The sequence below is a fragment of the Balneolales bacterium ANBcel1 genome (genome assembly GCA_029688905.1).
Classification (GTDB): Bacteria; Bacteroidota; Rhodothermia; order Balneolales; family Natronogracilivirgulaceae; genus SLLW01.
Genome location: JARULB010000009.1, coordinates 25,805 through 46,853, shown reverse-complemented (window position 1 = coordinate 46,853; position 21,049 = coordinate 25,805). Strand labels below are relative to the sequence as shown.

Sequence of the window (21,049 nt, the reverse complement as noted above, 5' to 3'; positions counted from 1 at the left end):
GCATGGTTGAGGCCGGTTTATGAGGAAGCCGGCCGGACTATATTAATATTGCGGTGCCACACGAAAAGATTTTGCACGGAAGAAGAAGGTAATACACCAAAAAACATGGGGGAGGTCACGGCCGGAATCCGGCGGCGCCTCTCTCTGAACCAAACAAAAAGGAGATAACAATGGGTCAACAGCAACTTTTACTCGTGATATTGGTAGTGATACTCGTGGGAATCGCAACAGTGGTTGCCATGAACGTATTCGGAGGGGCGGCGGAAGATGCCAACCGCGACGCCGTACGCCAGGATATTCTGCAAGGTGCCACCATGGCGCAGGCGATTTATGCGCGTCCTGTGATGATGGATGGTGCGGGTGGTGATTTTAGTAATTTTTCTGAAGCTGATCTGTTACAACGGTTGGGTATGCCGATTGTTTCGGGTCATAACAATTGTGATGACGTAACCGGTACTTTCGGCAATGAAAATGGTTGCTACAGTATTGGTGACCTGAATGACGATAGTTTTGATATAATTGGCGTGCCGGCGAGTGGTGGTGCTAATATAGTTGCAACAATTCTCTACTCTGATGGAGAAGGTACAGATGGACCAGATGAAGGATGGCACATCACTTGGAGTGATGCATCTGTTAATGATTAATTTGTCATTGCTTCATCATATCCCCAACTCTCGATAACAAAAAAGGCTCTTGCGAGAGCCTTTTTTGTTTAAGTTTTTGCCGGACTTATCCGATAATTTGAACAGGTATCGGATACCCAATTATTATTCACCCCGGATACCACTATTATGGGTCAACAGCAGCTATTATTAGTCATTCTTGTGACGATCATTGTGGGTACCGCGACCGTAGTCGGCCTTAATGTGTTCGGAACCGCGGCTACCGATGCCAACCGCGACGCTGTGCGGCAGGATCTGCTGGCCGCGGCAAGCGTGGCGCAGACCGTCTACGTCAGGCCCCAAATGATGGACGGCGCCGGCGGTGATTTCACCCGTGTCGAGGACGACCTGCTGCGGCGGCTCCGTCTGCCGGCCCGGGAAAATGCCGACGGCACCTTCAGCAACGAAAACGGAACCTATGAGATTGAAGGGGATGTCACCTCCGATGCCGTCACCATTCGTGGCACCCCGTCCAGCGGCGGACCGGCCATCCTGGTCACCATTGCCAGGGATACCGATACCCGCCAGTGGGACGTCAGTGTTTCCGATGCCGCCAATTGATCCGCTAACAGGGCCTCTCCGAACGGCTTTCCGTTCAAAAGCAGCACCGGGACGGCCGCAAATTTTTCACCACAAGCAACCACCGATTCCATGCCTGAGTTTCGTTTTCAGGGCGTAAATCCACAAGGCAAACTTGTTCAGAGCGAATTCGAGGCGCCGGGCAGGAAAGAGGCCAAAGCCAGGGTCGAAAAACTGGCGAAGGCACGGAATCTGACCATCCGCGCCCTGGAGCAGAAAACCGTCTTCATCTACAAGGCGCGGAAACCGGGCAGGCCCCCGGTCGAGGGCGAACAGGAAGCCTACCGGAAGGAAGAGGTGGAACGGGCCCTGATCAAAATGGGCTTCAAGGTCGACCGTATCGGGAAAAAGTGGCTCGATCTGAAGGGCGGAGTCCCCAACCAGGAGGTGGTCACCTTCATCCGGCTCTCCTCCGATCTCCTCCGCCAAAAACTCCCCTATGACCAGATCCTGAACCTGCTGCATGCCGATACGGCCAACAAACGGATGCGTGAGGTGATTCGGGAAATTCAGAAAGACCTGCGCGACGGCAAAGAGGGACAGCAGGTCTACGGCAAGCACAGCGGTATTTTCGGCCGGTTTGCCGCCTACATGCTCAGCGTCGCTTCCACAAGCGGTAACATGGCCGAGGTGTTCGAAAGCACCGCCAAGTTTATGGAGCGGGACGCCACATTCCGCAAAAACATGCGCCGCGCCCTGCTTATGCCGGTGATCACCTTCATCGCGGTGATCCTGGTCATCATCTTCTACGTCGGCTACATCTTCCCCCAGACCGCCGAGATGTTCCTGGAATTCGATATCGCGCTGCCGCCGATGACCGCCGCCACCCTGGACTTCAGTAACTGGCTCAAAGCCAACTGGATCCTGGTCACCCTAGCCCATGTGCTCCCGATCGCCGGTTTTCTGGCATTCATCCGGTCGGCCACCGGACGCCTTTGGCTCGACCGCAACCTGTTACGCCTTCCGGTTATTGGCGACCTGCTTCACAAAACCAGTATCGAAATCTTTTCACGGGTGTTCTATACGCTCTACAGCGGCTCCGGTCAAAACATCGAGGTCATTCGGGTTGCATCCGAGGCGTGCCGCAACACTCATATCGAAAAACGGATCAAGGATGTCGCCATCCGGATGATGCTCGACGACGGCAGGGGGCTGCTGGAGTCGCTGGAGGCAACCGGCGTGTTTCCACAGTCGGCGTTGAGCCGTTTTCGCCTGGGCGCCGAATCGGGCACGCTCAAGCAGAACGCCTACCAGTTGTCGGAGTATTACGAATCGCAGACCACCTACAAGATGGATGCGGTGGTCGACATGGTCAACCTGGGCATCAACCTGTTTATCATGGTCGCCCTCATCGGAATCACGGTGGTCTCCTCCGAATCGGCATTGATCCAGCCCAATTAACCGGCACTGCCGCCGGACTATCGGCAGGTGACGCGTTTACAAACGGCTCCCGTTGATGACGGGACGCCATCAGCCACACAAAACACACAGGTTTCTAAAAGCAGTGATGAGTTCGTCAGTTACATCCAACGTACGAAGGCATATCGGCGAAGCGCTGGTCGGCAAGGGTATCATCGACCACGACCAGCTGGAGCGCGCCATCAGGATTTTTGAAGCGGAGCCGGATTCGGTACGCCGCAGGCTGGGGACCATCATCATTGAGGACATTGGAGTCAACCGGCACGAAGTGATGCGTACGATTGCCGATCTGTACGCTTTCCGGGAAGTGCTCACGAACGGGAGCCTGCAAGAGCTGAATCTGGAGGCCATCAAAAACAACATCCGCGAGCTCCCCGAAGAGCTTGCCGAGGAACTCATCCACCGAAGCACCATACCGCTCGAAATCCGGAAGAACCGGCTGGTGCTGGCTACCGCCGATCCGACCGATCCGGAACTCACCGAGTACGCGCGGGAACTGCCCTACAAGCACTACGAGCTGGTCTACTGCCGGCTGGAGACCATCCAGTCCATCATCAGCCAGGTGTATGAGCAGAAAAACGAGTTTCTGGAAATTCTCGAGGAGATCGACTACGAAGATCAGGATCTCCAGGACGAGGTGATCAACGAGGAGGAGCTCGACGCCGAGATCAACCAGAGCATGCTCAACTCGCTGGTGGAGGGGATGCTGGTGGAGGCGGTGCGCCGGGACGTCAGCGACATCCATGTGATTCCGGGGGCGGGCAACAAGACCGACATCCTGTTTCGGGTGGATGGCAAGCTGCGGCTCTGGTTCTCGCAGACCAACATGAAGCCCGAGGCGCTGGCCGCCGTTGTGAAGGACAAAAGCCGGAATATCGACCGGTTTGAGCGGGATTCCTCGCAGGACGGTTTCATCCAGCGGCGGGTGGACGGCCACAATATCCGCTATCGCGTCTCCATCATGCCGATTGTCGGGGAAGAGTTCGACCGCAAGTTCGAGTCCATTGTTATCCGGGTGCTCGACGACCGCAAGGTGATCACCGACCTGAACAAGCTGGGCCTGCAGGAAAAAGCGTACGAAGACTTTTACAAGGCGATCCACAAGCCTTCGGGTATTGTGATCATTACAGGTCCGACGGGAAGTGGTAAATCAACCACCCTTGTGGCGGCCCTGTACACCGTGGTCGACCCTACCGTAAATGTACTGACGGTTGAGGAGCCGGTGGAATACCTGATTCGTGGCGTGCGCCAGCTCAAGATCTCCGATCACATGACCTTCGACAACGCCATGAGGGGGATTCTGCGGCACGACCCCGACATCGTGCTGGTCGGCGAGATCCGTGACCTGCTAACCGCCGAAATCGCCATTAAACTGGCCAATACGGGGCACCTCACCTTCTCCACCCTACACACCAACGATGCGCCCAGCGCCGTTGCCCGGCTCTTCAAGATGGGCGTGGAGCCGTTTCTGATCGCCAACGCCATCAATCTGGTGATGGCCCAGCGGCTGGTGCGCCGGCTGTGCGAAAACTGCAAGGTGCCGATGGAGGAGCTCAATCCGGAGCTGCCCAAAAACCTCGGTTTCACCGATGAAGAAATTGAGCAGACCACCTTTTACAAACCGGTGGGATGTGAAAAGTGCAACGGCGGGTTCAAGGGCCGGGTGGCTATCCACGAAGCGCTTTACTTCGACAAGGAGATCAAGAACATCATCTTTGAATCGGGTGCGGATATCGACGAAGACCGGATTCGCCGCCAGGCGCAGGAAAACGGAATGCTCACCCTGCGGGCGTCGGGCCGGGAGCGGATCAAAAGCGGCACTACTACTATCGATGAAATTGTAGCGACAACGCTTGAAGATTAAGAAGTTAGGAGCTAAAGTTAGAATTTATTAATATGAATACAGCACACAGCCGATAACAGGATGACAGTGCACATGTCCCGCCGGGTGTCGAAGAGGCAGAAGGATGCCGGACGGGCATCAGCAGCAACACGGTAGTGAAACGAAAACAGAAAGGAACAGCTGATGAGCGACGTTTCGGACCTTTTCTTTGCGATGGCCTCCATTGTGATTTTCTCTGTACTGGTTTTACAGGCAAATCACTTTGTGGTGCACAGCGACCAGATGATCGTGGATCATGAATATGAGAACACGGGCATCGCGCTGGCACAGTCTATCGTAGATGAAGCCCGAAGCAAGCCATTTGACGAGGTGCTGTTGACCGGTGTGGATCCGGAAACGCTCCCCGGCGGATTTCGGCAACAGCTGGGTGCGGCGGAGCATATGAGCCGCGGCGATTTTGCCGTTTTCGACCACTTTCACGGATACCGGGATACGGTGGAGACGAGCCTCGGGTTTTATGAGTTGGAGGTGACCGTCACCTACGTGGAACCGGAGCCTCCGTTTCAAGTTGTGCAGCACCCGACATTCAGCAAGCAGCTGACCGCGAGGGTCAGGCCGCTGCAATCGGAGCAAAGCGTTCGTTTGCAATATGTTAAAACTTACTTTTGACACCATGGGCAGCAAACGACATCACATATCGAATAACATTACGGTACATGGTACCGGGCGCATATTGGAAAATAGGGGGAAGGAGTCATGACAAACCTGCTTAATCACGAAAGGGTCCAGCAGATACTGAAGAATGTTCCCGCCCTGCTCAGAAAGTTTGCCCCGGAGGATTTCCGGGGTTTTCTGATGACAGGGGATCTGGAGACCTATCCGGCTGGTGAAATCATCCTGTCGGAGAGTTCGGATGAAATCAGCGATGCATGGCTGATCACCGACGGCAAGCTTAGCATATGGAAAGACGGGATCGAGGTGGCACAACTGGACGCCGGCGATTTTATCGGTGAAACGTTCCTTTTCAGCAACGGATTCCGGATCGCAACGGTCAAGGCCGAGACAGACTGTGCCATGATCCGTTTTGAGCGGGACGCTGTGCTGCGCTTTTTCCGAACCCGCCCGGAGCGGGTGTTCAAGCTCTTTATTATGAATCTGCTGGAGATCCAGCAGAAACGGCTGACGGCCATGAATTCCAAAGTGGCCCGGCTCCAGCGAAAACTCATTGACTGCACCGGAGGCCTTGCATGAATCTGGGATACATCATCAGCTCCATCATTTCGGGACTTATCATGCTGTCGCTGCTGGCACTGAATCACCATGTGTCGCGGACAGGAGGGGAGCAGACGATGTACCGTATGGCAGATATCCGCGCCGAGCTGGTGCTGGAGCTGATTGCCGAAGATTTCCGGGCCATGGGCTACCGGGTGGAGTCGGCACCCGTTGTCGCCGCCGATTCCCACCAGATCCGATTCAGGGCACATTTTGAAGGCGATGAAGACCCGACCGAAATTCGCTGGCAGTTCGACCAGGGAGCGATGGTTTCTCCCGACAACCCATCGATCAGCCCGCTTTACCGTATCGTTGACGGCAATCAACAGATGGTGAGTGCCGGCGTCACCCGTTTTCGACTGGAGTATCTTGACGAACACCGCCAGACCTTCGAGCCGGATCCCGCAACATATGACGAAATCCGGCAGATTCGACTGGAGCTGGTGACGGAAAGTGCCGAAGGGTACGACAACCGGCACTTCGGACGCTCCTCCCGTACCACGGAAATTACACCGCTTCACCTGCACTGACCGTTTTCTTTCACCAACAACTGCTTTCATGGGCCGCGCACTGCTGATACTTTGTCTGGGTTCGATGATCATTCTCGGCATGGTCCAGAGAGCGGTCTATCAGCGGCAGCTGTCGGCCACAGAAGGCAATGTGCAGACATTTGAGGTCAACCAGGCACGCAATGCCACCGGGATCGGCCTGGAACTGGGCCTGAACCGCCTTTTTCATGACCAGGACCAGCAGCTAAGCGGTTCGCCGCCCTGGGTGTTTACGGTTGACGGTATGAATATCAATGTGCATGTAGATACCCACGACGATGCCCCCGGTGAAGTTCCTCCCCGGTTTTTAAGGGTTAGAGCCGGCCATACCCTGCACGGGCGGGAGTTCGAATCGTTCGCTTTTGTCAATGAAGGAACCATTATACCACCGGTGGACGGCGCGCTTGGATTTTACGGGACAGGTTCCGAAGTTAACCTGAGCGGAAACGCGAAGATTAGTGGATATGATACCAACCCCGATGGTTCGGAGGGTCCGGAGGCTGCGGTTCCCGGTATTGCCGCGGTCGATGAGGAGTCTTACCTGATTAATCACCAGGGGAACGCATCATACACCGGAGACCCAGACTTCATACACAAGGAGGATATGAACGCCCAGACGGTATTCGAGTTTCTTGAAATGTACAAGACACAGGCAACTGTCTATCAGAGCCAGACGGATCTGGGATCGGTGGAGTATCCGGCGATCACGCTGTTCGACGGGTACAACAAGGTCAGCGACAATGTCAATGCCGCCGGCATCATGATTGTTACGGAAGGATCGAAAGTGGACTTTCGCGGAAATTTCGCGTTCCAGGGCCTGGTGCTGGTCGAGGGTGAACTCGACATCCGGGGGAATGTGCATGTGTACGGTGCGATGATGTTTTCCGACAACGCGCTGCTGGAAATTGACGACCCGGAAAGCAGCGATGCCTACTTCACCGGCAATGCCACCATTCAGTACAGCAGCCAGGCACTCAATAATATCAACAACAGTCTATCCGGAATTTTTGATGAAACAAGAATGGTAGTGGACCGGATCTACTACTAACGTTTTTTTTAATTATTTGGGCGGGCATCCGGTTTCCGGGTGACCTTACAAGACACTTTTTTATGGGATCGCAGGTTTTGAATTCACAATTGGAGGGGGTGTTTCAGCAGCTTCAGACCATGATCTCTCATGTGAGAGGGGTGGATCGCTTTAAAAAAATCCGACAGCTGCTGGAGGATCTTCCGGCTGATATGCGTGGTCATCTCGTCTCCGAGCTGGAGCATCATCTGCTGGGGATGGAACCCGCCGAGGCGTCGGATATTGATATCGGCGGGGTCGGGTGCAACGGTCAGGTCTGGTACCGGATTCACGGCAACAAAAAGCCCGTGCCGGGTACGGGTTCCTACCGGCTGGAGGAGACCGACCTGCTGCTGCTGAACATCATCAGTGACGACCAGCTCGATTACCTGCTTCGGCACCGCAACCTCGATTTTTCGTACGTCATTCGCAGCGATGACGGAGCCGACCGGCGTTTTCGCGCCGACATGTATTTCGACCTGGAGCACCTGGCGCTGAACATGCGACGAATCGACACTGAGATCCGGCCGTTCAAATCACTGCAGTTTCATCCCGAGGTGGCCCGGGCCCTGAGCCTGAATTACCTGAAATACGGATTGACACTGGTGACCGGTATCACCGGCTCGGGAAAGTCTTCCACGCTTGATACCATCATCGATGCCAACAACCGGACATCACCCGCCCACATCGTGATTATTTCTGCGCCCGTGGAACTGGTGCATACCCCGATCAAAAGCATCATCCGCCACCGCGAGGTTGGCCGGGATGTGCCATCGTTCCGGGAAGGAGTGGTACAGGCGATGCGCCAGGATCCCGATATCATCGTAATCGGGGAGTTGCGCGACGACGAGACCATTCTCGCCGCACTCGAAATCACCGACTCCGGGCACAAAACCTTCTCCACACTGCATACGGCTTCCGCGATGGAGAGCATTGACCGGATTATCGGTGAAGTGCCGGTCAGGGAGCAGGAACGGGTGCGGAACAGGCTGGCGGATGTCATTACCTGTGTTGTCAGTCAGAAGCTGGTTCCCACCACCGACGGAAAACGGGTGCTGGCCAAAGAGGTGATGCTCGCGACACCGTCGGTCAGGGCCGCCATCCGAAATAACAATGTGGGGGAGATCTACCAGATGCAGGCCGAAGGGTCCCAATACGGGATGCACACCCTGGAGCAGGATCTCAAGCGGCTGGTGGATCAGCATATGATCTCGGTAGACGAGGCAATGAACTACGCAAACAACAAAAAGCGATTGAAAGATCTGCTCAGATAACTAAAAAAGGAGTTTCTATTGGCTACCAGGGAATATATTGGATTTGCCCTCGACGGCAACCGGATTTACGCCGCGCGGCTGGGGAAAGCGGGAGGCGCGCTGGAGCTGTTGAGTGTCAAGACACTGGTCCTGCCCCAGACGATACATCAGGGGACGGCATCACAGCCGGAGGAGACCAAAGAGGATTCGGAAGAGGATATTTTTAACCTGGAGGGGCAGCCGGACAAACCGGAACCTTCCTATTCGGAGGAAAGTGAAACCGACGAAGATGAAGAGGGGCTGGATCTTTCCGGAAGTGTCTTCGAAACCGCAGAAGAAGAGAGCAACGATCAGGTTGTGTCCGAGTTTTTCCACCATCTTGGGAGGCGAAGAGTGTATGTGGGCCTCAACATCCCCCAGGGACGATCGGTGTTTCAGCCGCTCAGCGATGTTCAGCCCGCCAGGATGAAGAAACGGGAGAGGGAAGAGTTTTTTACCAGCAAGCTGGCACCAATCTATAATGAGGTCGTAACCACCGAGCAGTATACCTGGGATGTCGGGGAAAATGGCGAGGGATGGCTGGTTTCATACGACCAGGATACCAGTTTGCTGAACCTTGTTGAGCTGGCCGGAACCAGCTATAGAGGCAAAATGCTGATCAGTGAGATGCTACCCGACGAGGCCATCTGGACAGGCCTGATGCGCTCGCATTACGAACTGGCAGACGACGAGACAACCGGTCTGATCAGTATCGGCGAAAAGACCAGCCGCATCGTATTTCTGAAGGGCCGTGAAATTGTGCAGGTGATGCCCCTCATCGGGGAAGGGGCCAAAAACCGGAATATTCTGCAGACGCTTTTCAGCAAAGTCCTGTTTGAAATCGACAAGGGAACCGTCACGTCACTTGAGCGACTGGTGATTGTGCACAGTTCCGGAATGGGTGAACAGGCACGTGATTTTTTCCGGGACAAGTTCCGTGATACCGAAGTGGAGCTTTTTGAACCCGATCCGGAAAAACTGCTGTTGCCGGAGGAACTGGCCGGCGACCCTGACGCGCTCAACTCCTATCTCACGGCTATCGGAGCGGCCCAGGCTGCGGCAGGCGTGGATACGGGCGAATGGCCTTCGTTTTCACTGCTTCCGGAGTATGTCCGCGAGCGCCAGCGGGTGTTCAAACTGGAGTGGCACGGCATGCTGCTGCTCGCAATGATTGCCGCCACGCCGTTCCTGATCAACCACTGGTATCAGGATTATTCCGCGCAGCAGGAGTCGCTTGAACGGCAGGTGGCTTTGAGCGAAGCACGAATCTCCGAACTGCAGCCGATTGCCTCCGAGGTGAACCATCTGATGGAGCAGCAACTGGTTCTGCAGGAGATGAATGAACGGATTACCGGGCTTTCGGAACAGACCCTGCTGTGGTCGGAAACCATAAAACAGCTCAACGAGGGGATGGGAGATATCAGGAACACCTGGATCACGTCACTTCAGACAGCCGGCAACGACCTGAATCTGCAGGGATACTCCCTGTACCGGCATCGCATCCCGCTGGTATCCGAAATTTTTGACGACGCCCATGTATTTCAGGTGACGGAGGGGACCATTCGCGGCGCTACGGTCTACCATTTCACCATTCGCGTCAACAATTTCAGGTCGGATGAGGAACGCTTCAACCCCGATATACCGGAATTTAATTTTGAAGATGTTTCGGGGTTCCGGGAGATGCCCTGACCAGGAGACGGAATTAACCTTTTACAAAAGCTGACCATGAATTACGGAATCCGAAATACCTTGATACTCACCCTGGCACTGGTGCTGTTTACAGGCGGGGGGTGGCTTGTTCTTCATTTGACGTATGCCTCAAAGGTGGTTGAGCTTGAAGAGACCCGCGAGCAGAGGGAGCAGGACATCGCCGAACTTGCCGAGGTGGCCGGGCTGTATGACCATATTTCGATGGAGTATGCGAGGCAGGTCCACATCCGGGAAAATCACCCCAAAGAGCTGCTGACCGACAACCGTGCCGGCCGGCTGTATGATTATCTGCAACAGCTGAACCGGGGTATCTCTTTCACCGAATTGAACTACTCGGTCCGCGACTCGGTCCTGCAGGATGATTACGGGTACCTGAATCTGACCATCGACGGGGAGGGATATTACCGGAACCTCTACAATTTCATATACCGCATTGAGCATGGAAGTCCCATTATAAAAATTGAATCGGTGGAGATTCGGAATATTACAGAACTCGAGCGGCTGAGCCGTGTCCAGTTCCGGATGACTCTCCAGGCCTACTACAACCGGGACGACCGTCTGGACTATACCGCTTCCCTGATACTGCCCGCCTCTGCCGGCAATGTCGGGCACAATCCCTTCTATCCGCTGATCCATCCGGTACCACCCAATACACGGGGCCTTGTGGACGTGGATCAGAGCTCGATGGTCGGGATGACCACCCGCTATATCCTGGTCGAGGATCAGGGCGGTGCGGTGCGCAGGCTGTCGGTGGGCGATCCGGTGTATCTCGGCCATTTGCAGCGCATCGACACCGGTGATCAGCGAGCGGTCTTTCAGCTTAACCGCGGCGGAATTGTGGACAGAGTTACACTTAATTTGGAATAATTTCTTTCACTGAAACAGGAGAATCGGATGAGGTATATAACAGGGTTTATGGCATGGGTGATGGTTTTTGCAGCAACCGGAATCGCGACGGGACAAAATCAGCTGCCGCAACGGGAGTACACCCACCCCGATGAACTGGTGGTGCTGACCGAGAACGTGCCTTTTTCCGAGGCGCTGGTTGTTTTCGAAGAGCTCTCCCAGCGTTTCAGAAACAAATCCATCGTCGACCGATCGGGTTTCAGCGGAGCCATTGGTGTACCGATTCCCAGGCTGCACTGGCGCGACGCCCTCGACCGGATTGCGTCCTATCACAATCTTGTAGTGAGGGAGGGGGAGCGGCAGATCGAAATCGTGGAGCAGCCGGTGCGGCAGGAGGCAGCGGAGCCGGTACGCCGAAACGGTGAGCGAGTCATTGATTTCAATACCCGGGAAATTGAGATCAAGGCCACCTTCTTCGAAGGAAGCCGGCAGCTGATACGGGAACTGGGTATCGACTGGACCTCCCTGCACAACGGGAAGGTCAGAGTGGATAACGTCGCCGCCGCGCAGGTGACCGAAGATGCCTTCAGCGTGGAGGTGAACTGGGATGATATCGGAAGCTCGGGATGGGACATATCGGCTCTTTTCAACGCTTTTGAGTCGAGTAACAAGGGAGAGGTGCTCTCGTCGCCGAACATCAAGGTGATGGACGGGGAGACCGGGCGCATTCAGGTGGGCCAGGACTTTTCCATCCGCCAGCGTGATTTTGCAGGCAATGTGATCGACGAGTTTTTCAGTACCGGAACCATTCTGGAAGTGACCCCCAACGTGCTCTACCACCAGGGCCAACCCTTTATATACATGACGGTGCAGGCCGAGAGAAGCACTGCGGCTCCGGGTGCCGTAAGCACGGTGGTCAATAAGCAGGAGGCCAATACGGAGATACTGATGCTGAGCGGCGAGTCAACCGTGATCGGCGGCCTCTACGAAACCGAGACCTCCAAAGTGCGCCGCGGCGTTCCGATTCTCAAGGATCTGCCGGGCTGGTTCTTCGGACTTCGATACCTGTTCGGATACAGTTCGACGAATTACAATGTCCAGGAGCTGGTTGTGGTTCTGGAAGCTAATCTGGTACCCACCCTTCAGGAACGGCTGGAAGGCACCTTCTTCACCGTTCCGGAACTGATCGAGGGAATGCGCGAGGAATTCGAATTGCTGGATTGACAGCTAGCGGTTTTTGCGGGTGTATCAGACGGGGAGTGAGTGGAAGAGAAGAAATCCGCCAAAAGGCTCGCACCAAAAACCGGCAACAAAAAAAAGCCTTGCAACTAATTGAGCTGCAAGGCTTTTTTTTACTTATGTGCCCTGGACTGGACTCGAACCAGCACGCCAATTAAGGCACTACCCCCTCAAGATAGCGTGTCTACCAATTCCACCACCAGGGCATTTGAGAGTAGATTCCAAATATACGATGATACGCTCTACTTTTGCAACCGCTTCACTCCGGGTTCCGTTATTTTTTCTTCCGTGACGATTTGTCCGGAATTTCTTCAAATTCGGCGTCTTCGATGTGGTCAAAACGGGAGCGGCCGGTTTTTTTGCCACGGCTGAAGCGGGGATCTCCGTTGGGTTGTCCGTAGTTTCCGGCACTGTTTACCCGGTTGCGGCGCTGTGAGGGGGATTCCGACAGCAACAGTCTCAGGGCGATGCGAATCACCAGGTAGGCGATGATAATAATAAGCAGGATACGCAACATGGGCTATCTGGGAGTGATGTGTGTAGTACTGCTACGAATAGGCTCCAGAAATATTTGATCTTCAATGTATTTGAGCTGCTGTTTGTCCTGCACGAAGTCCACTTCGCTGGCATTGATAATCAGCAGCGGTGACCGTGTATAGTGATAGAAGAAATGGTTGTAGGCGTCGTTGAGTTCCTCGATGTAAGAGCGGCTGATCTCCTTTTCATACGGCCTTCCCCGGTCACTGATATTCTGCATGAGGCGGTCCACTGAAGATTGAATAAACACCACCAGGTCGGCTTTTGCGGCGATGCTGTTCATAATGGTATAGATGCTGTCGTAGAGGGCAAGCTCGTCCCCCGACAGATTAAGCCGGGCAAAAATTCGGTCCTTTTCAAACAGATAGTCCGATATTACCATTTCCTGGAACAGGTCGCGGCTGCGCAAGGCCTGCTGCTGTTTGAAGCGGCTGGCAAGAAAAGCGAGCTGGGTCTGAAAGGCGTATCGTTCGCGGTCGCGGTAGAAGTCGGGCAGAAACGGATTCTCCTCGAACTGCTCCAGAACCAGCCGTGCGTTGTGGCGTTCGGAAAGCAGTCGTGCCAGGGAGGTTTTTCCTGCCCCGATCACGCCTTCGATTGCTATGAAATCGTACTGATTCATGGACGGAAAGCTACCAATTTACCCCTTTTTTAAAAACATCAATTTTAGGTGCGGAGGCGATCATGTCGGAAATGGGCGTACCTGACCGGAGGTCGGTCCATTCGGGGAACAGCTCCTGAAGTGGCAGCAATACAAAAAGCCGCCGGGTATACTCCGGGTGGGGAACCTGAAGCCGCTGTCTGGAGATGGTTTCCCGGTTGAAATCGATAATGTCGAGGTCGATCGTCCGATTGGACCAGCGAGGGGCGGAGGGATCCCGGCCGTACTCCTGCTCGTAGCGCTTGAGTTTTTCGAGGAGCTCCATCGGTTCCAGCCGGGTCTGAAACGCGCACACGGCATTGTAGTACATATGGGTCGAAGCCTCGCCTACGGGCTCGGTCTCATAGATGGCCGATACCACCAGGCTGCTTTCGCTTAACGAACCGAGGAAGGCCCGGGCTTTGGACATGTGGGCCGCCCGGTCGCCCAGGTTGGAGCCTAACGCTATTACTGCCTGGGCCATCGGCTTCTGACTTCGGTGTATTCGCATGATGGGTTCATGGGCGGATGGAGCTTTCGGATCGCGACCTCGATTTCATGTGCTTCAGGAAAGGTTGTCGCCAGCTGCTCCCCGATCCGGTAGAGCAGCGTTTCTATGAGCCTGACCGACGGGCCCTCCATCACCTCCCGTACCAGTCCGGCTGCATGGCTGTAATCGATCGTTTGTCCCAGTTCGTCATCACGGGATGCGGATTGCAGCGGAACCCAAATCGTCACATCCACTTCAAAATCATTACCGTCCCGGCGCTCCTCCGGAAAATGTCCGTGCAGACCCCGGAAGGTCATGTTTTTGATGGTGATGCAGTCCATACCCGATCCGTTACATGCTGGCCAACTCGACACGCTGCTGGATGTCCTTGATGATTTGCTGGAATTTGGGACTGGTTTCGAGCCGGTCTTCCACAGAGCCGATGGCATGGATCACCGTGGAGTGGTCACGCCCGCCAAAATGCAGCCCGATCGTTTTCAGGCTCGACTTGGTCATGGTCTTGGAGAGGTACATGGCGATTTGCCGGGCTTCGACAATCTCCTGCTTGCGGGTTTTTTCCCTGACCTTGTTCGGGTCGATGCCGAAATAGTCGCAGACCAGGCGCTGGATACTCTCGATCGAAATATGCTTCTTGGTCTCTTTAATAAGATCCTTGAGGATGCGCTTGGCCATCGGCAGGTCGATGTTGTCGATTCGCTGCAGCGACGCGGTGGCCAGAAGCTTGATGATCGCTCCCTGCAGATCGCGTATGCTCGATTTGAAGTTGTGGGCGATGAACTCGAATATTTCGCCGTCAAATTCAATGCCGTTGTCAATGGACTTCTTTTCGAGGATGGCGTAGCGGGTTTCGTAATCAGGCATCTGAAGATCAGCGCTCAAACCCCAATTGAAACGGGATATCAGACGCTCCTCGATATCGGGCACGTCTTTGGGCGCACGGTCGCTGGTGAGGATAATCTGCTTGCCTTCCTGATGCAGGGCGTTGAAAATGTGGAAAAACTCTTCCTGGGTTTTTTCCTTGCCGCTGAAGAACTGGATGTCATCGACAATCAGTACGTCAATACTCCGGTAGAACATGGAAAATTCCCGGGCCCGGTTGTTCCGGATGGCATGGACGAATTCGTTGGTGAACTGATCAGATGAGATGTACAGGGTGGAGTACCTGTCGCCGAAATCCTGGCGAATTTTGTTTCCGATGCTCTGAACCAGATGCGTTTTTCCCAGTCCCACGCCGCCATAGACAAAAAACGGGTTGAAGGAGTTCTTTCCGGGATTTTCCGCGATGGCTATGGCAGCAGACCGCGCCAGACGGTTGCAGTCCCCCTCAATAAAATGGCTGAAAACGTAACTCTCATTGAGGTTGGAGTGGATTTTCTCTTTCTGAATACCTGGAATAACAAACGGGTTCTGGATGGAATCCGCAGAATAGGCGTTGTTGAATCCATTTCCCCCCCGACTGTCCTGGTTGCGGCTGTCCTGTACGGGAGGGTTCGACCGCTGAGGCATTCTCACCGATAAATCCTGACTCTCCTGCTCCGCTTTTTCCAACACGATCGAATATTCAAACCTGGCCCCCTCACCGAGTACTTTTGATATCGTGGATCGCATAATATTGTAGTAGTGTTCTTCCAGCCATTCGTACCAGAACTGGGAAGGTACCTGAATGGTCAGGGTTTTGTCGTTTAATGCGACCGGCTTGATCGGCTGGAACCAGGATGTATACTTCTGGTAATTAATGTTATCCCGGATAATTTCAAGACACTCCGCCCATACACCGGCCGCCGATACCTCTTTCCCTTTTTCCTCTGTATGATATTTTTTTGCTAATGCCATTAAAAAATTTAAAAAAAAACGCTTGACTTTTAGGTGTGGCTGTACTGGTTATCCACAATTACTGTCGCGCTTTGACGACGGGCTGAAATGAAGATGGCAATATTTAGCACACTTGTCAATTCTGTGTATATCCGGCAAGGCCTATTTATCCACATTGATTATAAGCTGGTAAATTAATGATATTTAGTAAAATACGGAGAGGTATGTTCAAAATGTATGCTGGGCAAAATTAGGCAAATTCGTATATTGGGATTCAAACGATAAGGTTTCAGAAAGGCGGCGGTTCCGCGCCAAAAGTTTTCAACAAGTTTTCAACACCCGAGGTAAATAAATTGGCCCCTGCTTGGTTGGATGAGGTAATGCGTTGAAAAACAATGAAATAGCACAAATCAGCTTCGAACTCCTGTAATAAAGCGGTCTTTGTTTGAATAGTCTTTTGCAAGACGGCACTTTAGAGCTTTTTCGCCGCATGTCTTGAGCAGGGCTTCTCCGTGTGCTTCATTTATCTCAAAATAGAAGGATCCTCCCGGAGTGAGAAAGGTTTCACAAAAATCGGCCAGGCGGCGGTATATGTCCACTATGTCTTCGGTAATCAGGGCGTTACGCGGTTCATATTTGATCACCTGTTCGGCCAAATCCGGGATTTCGTTTTCGTGGATGTAGGGCGGATTGGAGGCGATAATGTCCCAGTTGCGGCCGGGCTTCCAGGGCTCGAATGGAGTATGGACAAACGCAACATCAAGCCGGTTTTCCCGGGCATTCTGCCGGGCGATCTCCAGCGCCTTTTCGGAGAGGTCGATTGCCGTGACTTCCCACTGCGGGCGGGCCTTCTTCACGGCCAGGGCAATGCATCCGGATCCGGTGCCGATGTCCAGAAAGGTGCGTGCGGTGTCGGGCGGATGGTCTTCCAGGATTCGTTCCACCAGCTCTTCGGTTTCCGGTCTGGGGATCAGCACGTCCGGTGTAACCCGCAGAGTGAGCTGATGGAAGTCGGCGGTGCCGGTGATGTACTGCAGCGGTTCATGTTCGGCCCTGCGTTTAACCATCGGTCTGACGGCATCCAACTCCCGACAGGTCAGAGGCCGGTCAAATGCCAGATACAGATCGAGCCGCCTGATCTTCAACACATCCGAGAGGATCCACTCCATGCTCAACCGGGGAGAAGGCACCCCCTTTTCCCGGAAGTAATCCGTGCCCCATTCCAGCATGCGGACCACATCCCACTCGTTGTTGTTATCGCTGCTGCTCACTCGCTCTCTTTGTTCTGAACAGTCAGGCCGAACTGCTTGCTGTAATCGAGAATGAAATCAATCAACTGGTCGTAGACCGGCTCCTCGTTAAGGCCCTGCGATCCGCGAAACCCGCTTTGTCTGCCGATATCGGCAATTTCCAAACTCAAGGAGTCAGGATACTCAGAAAGAATGCATGTCACACAACGGGAGCTCTGAACCGCAGTATTCTGGTCTTCGTACAAAAAAACCCAGATGCTTTGCTGTTCATCGATACTTCTTGTAAAATAATGTACGTGAGGCGTCTCTTTTTGCATGGCCGCACCCATACTTTTCAGGGTTTTGCCGGGTCCGTAGATTTGGAATTGAGAAACTGTTGCCATTGTTTTGTCAGGTTTCGGATCGGGATACCATATAAGCGGAATAAGCGTTATCCTCGCTGAAGTATCCGTTTTTGGATGTCTGAAAATACGACAGTTTTTGTCATTCGCAAGCGGTCAGTCATAATGCTGAACTCCGCTGCAACCGAAATTCAACCATGAGTAATGCCATGAGGCACTCCATTATCGCTGTTGCTCTGTTTTTCTTTGCCGGTACGGTACTTGCCGTTACCGGAGTGTCCCATGCGCAGGAGCGGGTAGAACCGGACCTGCTTGAGATTACCGAGCCGTTGAGCCCGATTGATTTCGATATCCGAAATGGAGCCGGCTTCCGGCTGCAGGTAAACAATTTCGGGTTCGGAGCCGGAGCGGAATACCGCCGGGTGTTGTCGCGTAACAGAAAAATGATTTTGGAGTTTCAGATTGGCAATGTCAAGGATGAGAACGAGCAGACGTTTCAATCCAACTGGGGGCTGTCCACCATCCCGAACAAATACAACCGGGTAATGGCATTTCCGCTGATGCTTGGTGTCCAGCAGCGCTTTTTCGCCCGGACGTTGTCAGACAACTTCCGCCTGTTCGGTCAGGTTTCCGGCGGACCTTCCCCTGCATTTGTCTATCCTTACTACGACCACGACCGTTTCGGCTACGGGTTTCGCATTACCCAGGGCATGGTTGGTGTTAATGTGGATCCCCATTATGATCCGCTTGAGGGGTGGGGCGATGGAGAGTTTATTCTCGGGGCGGCCGGACATCTCTCTATCGGTGCCAATCTTGGCGGCGATTTCGGAAACATCCAGACCATCCGCATTGGATACTTTTTCCACTACTTCCCCAATGGAATCCAGGTTATGGAGCCGAAGATGCCCGGCCCTGGTTTTGATTTTCTGCCTGTAGACGAACTGCCGGACGGAGCGCTTCAGCCGGCCGCCGGCAAGCAATCTTTCTTTGGAACGCCCCACATTACTTTCGTCTTCGGTTCCATGTGGTAATTGCGGCGGATGTTTCCCGCGCACTTCTCCTGAGAGGCGCTCGTATCCCCCCCAGCCATTTGCTGCCGGGGAGTTTCTTTCCTGCACGAGAGGTCGCTTATGCCTGCGTCCCGGACCGGCGGCAAGAGACAGCGTTCTTCCTGTGCAATTAATTATCCCGGGTACCCATTCATATTTCCGCACAATGGCATTCCCGCCGGAAAACCGGGAAAACGAGCATCAGTTCATTCGGGATCTGCGGAACTGCCGGTCCCAGTCTGGAAACTCTTCCAGTGAATTGAGGAGGGCATCCGGCCGGTATGAACGCAACTGTTCTCTTGTGTAGTGACCGGTTGAAACGGCAACACAGGGGGAACCATGTGACCTGGCACACAGGATATCCCTGGGGGTGTCGCCAATGATGACCAGGTCGGCAGGCCGGAATGCCTTTCCGGAGAAGGATTCCAGCGCCTTCATGGCGTTGGGGGGCAGATCGTTTCGGTCGGCATGATCATCTCCAAAAGCCCCGAATGCGAAATGGTTGTCCAGGCCCGTGCGGCTGATCTTGATTTCAGCGGCCCGGGCAAAATTGCCCGTCAGTAGTCCGGTCCATGCGCTCTTTTCAGCAAGATACCGGAGGGAGCTCTCCACACCGTGGAGAACATGCACATCCTCCCGGCGAAGCGAGGCATCGAGCGCGCTGATATAATGACGTTTGACCTGGTCGAACAGGCCGTCACCATAGCCATCGAGAAGATCAGTGAAAATGGCCCGGTCGGTTCGCCCGGCAAAGTCAACTGTGCGCACATCCTCCCTGTCAACTCCGAGCCGGTTCAGCACCTCCTGAATTACAACCCGGTTAACCCGGTTCTTAACTTTCAGCAGCGTGCCGTCAATATCAAAAAGGTATGCCAGGTTCATTGAGGTTATTTGGAGTGAAAGAGGAAGGCTCAAAAATGCCTGCTTGTCGGGCGAGACCGGGGCCGGCCGGCTGCGGAGTTATTCTTCCATTAATATGCGACCAATCTTTTCAACTTAGCAAAAAAAAGGGTACCTTTAAACCGTAATCGACACCGAAAATTATCACTTAAATCCTGTTATTATGGCAATTATTGAAGACATTATTGCACGTCAAATTTTTGACTCCCGGGGCAACCCGACAGTGGAAGTAGACGTGATTCTGGAGGATGGAACCATGGGACGCGCAGCCGTGCCGTCCGGTGCATCCACCGGCGAACATGAAGCTGTTGAGCTTCGCGACGGCGGCGATGCCTACATGGGCAAAGGCGTACTCAAAGCGGTTGACAACGTCAACGAAACGATCAATGACGAACTGATCGGCTACAACGTATTCAACCAGGTGGATATCGACAACATCCTGCTGGAGCTTGACGGTACCGAGAATAAATCCAAGCTGGGCGCCAATGCCATGCTGGGTGTCTCCCTCGCCGTTGCCGATGCCGCTTCCAACGCGCTGAATATTCCGTTCTGGCGGTATGTGGGCGGTGTGAACGCAAAGGTGCTGCCGCTGCCGATGATGAACATCATCAACGGTGGTTCCCATGCCGACAACAACGTCGATCTGCAGGAGTTCATGATCATGCCGAGTGGCGCTGACTCTTTCTCGCACGCACTCCGGATGGGCGGTGAAATCTTCCACAACCTCAAGAAGGTGCTCACCGACATGGGTTATGCAACAACGGTTGGTGACGAAGGCGGATTTGCCCCGAACCTGAAGAGCAACGAAGAAGCCGTGGAAGTGATCCTCAAGGCCATCGAAAAGGCCGGTTACAAGCCGGGCGACGATGTATTGCTTGCGCTGGATCCCGCTTCAGCCGAATTCTACAATCCGGAAAGTGGACTCTATGAGTTCAAATGGAGTGACGGCAGCAAGAAGAATGCCGATGACATGGTTGAGTTCTGGAGCAGCTGGGTAGACAAGTACCCCATTATCTCCATTGAAGATGCCATGGACGAAAATGACTGGGATGCCTGGAAAAAGCTCACCGACGCTATCGGCGACAAGGTCCAGCTTGTGGGCGATGACCTGTTTGTTACCAACTCCGAACGTCTGGGGCAGGGCATTGAGCAGGGTGTAGCCAACTCGATTCTTATCAAGGTAAACCAGATCGGTACGCTTACCGAGACCCTCGATACCATCGAACTGGCACACAAAAATGCCTATACCGCCGTGATTTCCCACCGTTCCGGTGAAACCGAAGACACCACCATTGCCGATCTTGCTGTTGCCACCAACGCGGGTCAGATCAAAACCGGTTCCATGAGCCGTACCGATCGCCTCGCCAAGTACAATCAGTTGATCCGCATTGAAGAGCAGTTGGGCGAAAGCGCCGAGTTTCTGGGCCGTGACGCGTTCAATGTCTAGGTCCGGTGTATGCCGTTGCGCGATCATGAACCTGCCCGGTTAGTTCGCGCAGCCGCGGTTATTTCAAAAGCAGACTGTGTTTCTTC

Annotated in this window: 22 protein-coding genes and 1 tRNA gene; 14 read left to right on the top strand and 9 right to left on the bottom strand. The window is 54.0% G+C overall.

The features are described from left to right. The first annotated feature begins 170 nt into the window (after positions 1 to 170). The 12 genes from QA596_12150 (at position 171) to QA596_12095 (ending at position 12,461) form a co-directional block, all read left to right on the top strand. Positions 171 to 644 carry a hypothetical protein gene (locus tag QA596_12150; GenBank protein MDG5768209.1) on the top strand — a complete coding sequence of 158 codons (474 nt, stop codon included), beginning with the start codon at positions 171 to 173 and terminating at the stop codon, positions 642 to 644. A 147-nt stretch (positions 645 to 791) separates the two neighbouring features. Then, entirely contained in the window at positions 792 to 1,223 is a 432-nt protein-coding gene (locus tag QA596_12145) for a hypothetical protein (GenBank protein ID MDG5768208.1), read from the top strand. 90 nt (positions 1,224 to 1,313) lie between these two features. Next, positions 1,314 to 2,642 carry a type II secretion system F family protein gene (locus QA596_12140; protein ID MDG5768207.1) on the top strand — a complete coding sequence of 443 codons (1,329 nt, stop codon included), beginning with the start codon at positions 1,314 to 1,316 and terminating at the stop codon, positions 2,640 to 2,642. Positions 2,643 to 2,748: 106 nt separating this feature from the next. Continuing rightward, positions 2,749 to 4,524, top strand: coding sequence for an ATPase, T2SS/T4P/T4SS family (locus QA596_12135; protein ID MDG5768206.1), 1,776 nt, complete (start codon positions 2,749 to 2,751; stop codon positions 4,522 to 4,524). Positions 4,525 to 4,686: 162 nt separating this feature from the next. After that, the gene (locus tag QA596_12130; protein MDG5768205.1) at positions 4,687 to 5,172 is read left to right on the top strand and encodes a hypothetical protein; all 486 of its coding nucleotides are present in this window, start codon (positions 4,687 to 4,689) and stop codon (positions 5,170 to 5,172) included. An 87-nt stretch (positions 5,173 to 5,259) separates the two neighbouring features. Continuing rightward, the gene (locus QA596_12125; protein MDG5768204.1) at positions 5,260 to 5,754 is read left to right on the top strand and encodes a cyclic nucleotide-binding domain-containing protein; all 495 of its coding nucleotides are present in this window, start codon (positions 5,260 to 5,262) and stop codon (positions 5,752 to 5,754) included. After that, positions 5,751 to 6,305 (top strand): hypothetical protein, encoded by a 555-nt coding sequence (locus QA596_12120; protein ID MDG5768203.1) that lies wholly within the window; start codon positions 5,751 to 5,753, stop codon positions 6,303 to 6,305. The genes QA596_12125 and QA596_12120 overlap by 4 nt, the downstream gene beginning before the upstream one ends. Before the next feature lie 28 nt (positions 6,306 to 6,333). Further along, the gene (locus QA596_12115) at positions 6,334 to 7,371 is read left to right on the top strand and encodes a hypothetical protein (GenBank protein MDG5768202.1); all 1,038 of its coding nucleotides are present in this window, start codon (positions 6,334 to 6,336) and stop codon (positions 7,369 to 7,371) included. Positions 7,372 to 7,448: 77 nt separating this feature from the next. Further along, positions 7,449 to 8,663, top strand: coding sequence for an ATPase, T2SS/T4P/T4SS family (locus QA596_12110; protein MDG5768201.1), 1,215 nt, complete (start codon positions 7,449 to 7,451; stop codon positions 8,661 to 8,663). Between the two features lie 18 nt (positions 8,664 to 8,681). Further along, the gene (locus tag QA596_12105; protein ID MDG5768200.1) at positions 8,682 to 10,370 is read left to right on the top strand and encodes a hypothetical protein; all 1,689 of its coding nucleotides are present in this window, start codon (positions 8,682 to 8,684) and stop codon (positions 10,368 to 10,370) included. A gap of 36 nt (positions 10,371 to 10,406) precedes the next feature. Next, positions 10,407 to 11,258, top strand: a complete 852-nt coding sequence (locus QA596_12100) for a hypothetical protein (protein ID MDG5768199.1) — start codon at positions 10,407 to 10,409, stop codon at positions 11,256 to 11,258. Between the two features lie 27 nt (positions 11,259 to 11,285). Further along, a complete protein-coding gene (locus tag QA596_12095; protein MDG5768198.1) occupies positions 11,286 to 12,461 on the top strand; it encodes a type II and III secretion system protein in 1,176 nt (391 codons plus the stop codon). A 137-nt stretch (positions 12,462 to 12,598) separates the two neighbouring features. Here the strand turns inward: QA596_12095 and QA596_12090 are convergent. From QA596_12090 to QA596_12055, 8 genes are all read right to left on the bottom strand, one after another. Continuing rightward, positions 12,599 to 12,682, bottom strand: a tRNA-Leu gene (locus QA596_12090). A gap of 68 nt (positions 12,683 to 12,750) precedes the next feature. Then, complete coding sequence (locus QA596_12085) at positions 12,751 to 12,993, bottom strand: hypothetical protein (protein MDG5768197.1); 243 nt, start codon at positions 12,991 to 12,993, stop codon at positions 12,751 to 12,753. A gap of 3 nt (positions 12,994 to 12,996) precedes the next feature. Then, on the bottom strand, positions 12,997 to 13,635 hold the full coding sequence (locus QA596_12080; GenBank protein ID MDG5768196.1) for a deoxynucleoside kinase: 639 nt from the start codon (positions 13,633 to 13,635) through the stop codon (positions 12,997 to 12,999). A gap of 10 nt (positions 13,636 to 13,645) precedes the next feature. Beyond that, the gene (gene folK / locus QA596_12075; GenBank protein MDG5768195.1) at positions 13,646 to 14,137 is read right to left on the bottom strand and encodes a 2-amino-4-hydroxy-6-hydroxymethyldihydropteridine diphosphokinase; all 492 of its coding nucleotides are present in this window, start codon (positions 14,135 to 14,137) and stop codon (positions 13,646 to 13,648) included. Beyond that, entirely contained in the window at positions 14,122 to 14,484 is a 363-nt protein-coding gene (gene folB / locus QA596_12070; GenBank protein ID MDG5768194.1) for a dihydroneopterin aldolase, read from the bottom strand. The genes folK and folB overlap by 16 nt, the downstream gene beginning before the upstream one ends. 10 nt (positions 14,485 to 14,494) lie before the next feature. Next, complete coding sequence (gene dnaA / locus QA596_12065; protein MDG5768193.1) at positions 14,495 to 15,997, bottom strand: chromosomal replication initiator protein DnaA; 1,503 nt, start codon at positions 15,995 to 15,997, stop codon at positions 14,495 to 14,497. Between the two features lie 389 nt (positions 15,998 to 16,386). Continuing rightward, positions 16,387 to 17,247 (bottom strand): peptide chain release factor N(5)-glutamine methyltransferase, encoded by an 861-nt coding sequence (gene prmC / locus QA596_12060; GenBank protein MDG5768192.1) that lies wholly within the window; start codon positions 17,245 to 17,247, stop codon positions 16,387 to 16,389. Further along, on the bottom strand, positions 17,244 to 17,609 hold the full coding sequence (locus tag QA596_12055) for a hypothetical protein (protein ID MDG5768191.1): 366 nt from the start codon (positions 17,607 to 17,609) through the stop codon (positions 17,244 to 17,246). The genes prmC and QA596_12055 overlap by 4 nt, the downstream gene beginning before the upstream one ends. Before the next feature lie 155 nt (positions 17,610 to 17,764). On the opposite strand from QA596_12055, the gene QA596_12050 reads away from it, so the two are divergent. Beyond that, positions 17,765 to 18,598: a hypothetical protein gene (locus tag QA596_12050; protein ID MDG5768190.1), complete on the top strand. Its 834-nt coding sequence runs from the start codon at positions 17,765 to 17,767 to the stop codon at positions 18,596 to 18,598. A 219-nt stretch (positions 18,599 to 18,817) separates the two neighbouring features. On the opposite strand, the gene QA596_12045 is transcribed toward QA596_12050, so the two are convergent. After that, positions 18,818 to 19,498, bottom strand: a complete 681-nt coding sequence (locus tag QA596_12045; protein ID MDG5768189.1) for an HAD family hydrolase — start codon at positions 19,496 to 19,498, stop codon at positions 18,818 to 18,820. Between the two features lie 181 nt (positions 19,499 to 19,679). Between QA596_12045 and eno the strand changes: the two genes are divergently transcribed. Next, positions 19,680 to 20,963 carry a phosphopyruvate hydratase gene (gene eno, locus QA596_12040; protein ID MDG5768188.1) on the top strand — a complete coding sequence of 428 codons (1,284 nt, stop codon included), beginning with the start codon at positions 19,680 to 19,682 and terminating at the stop codon, positions 20,961 to 20,963. Positions 20,964 to 21,049: the final 86 nt, after the last annotated feature.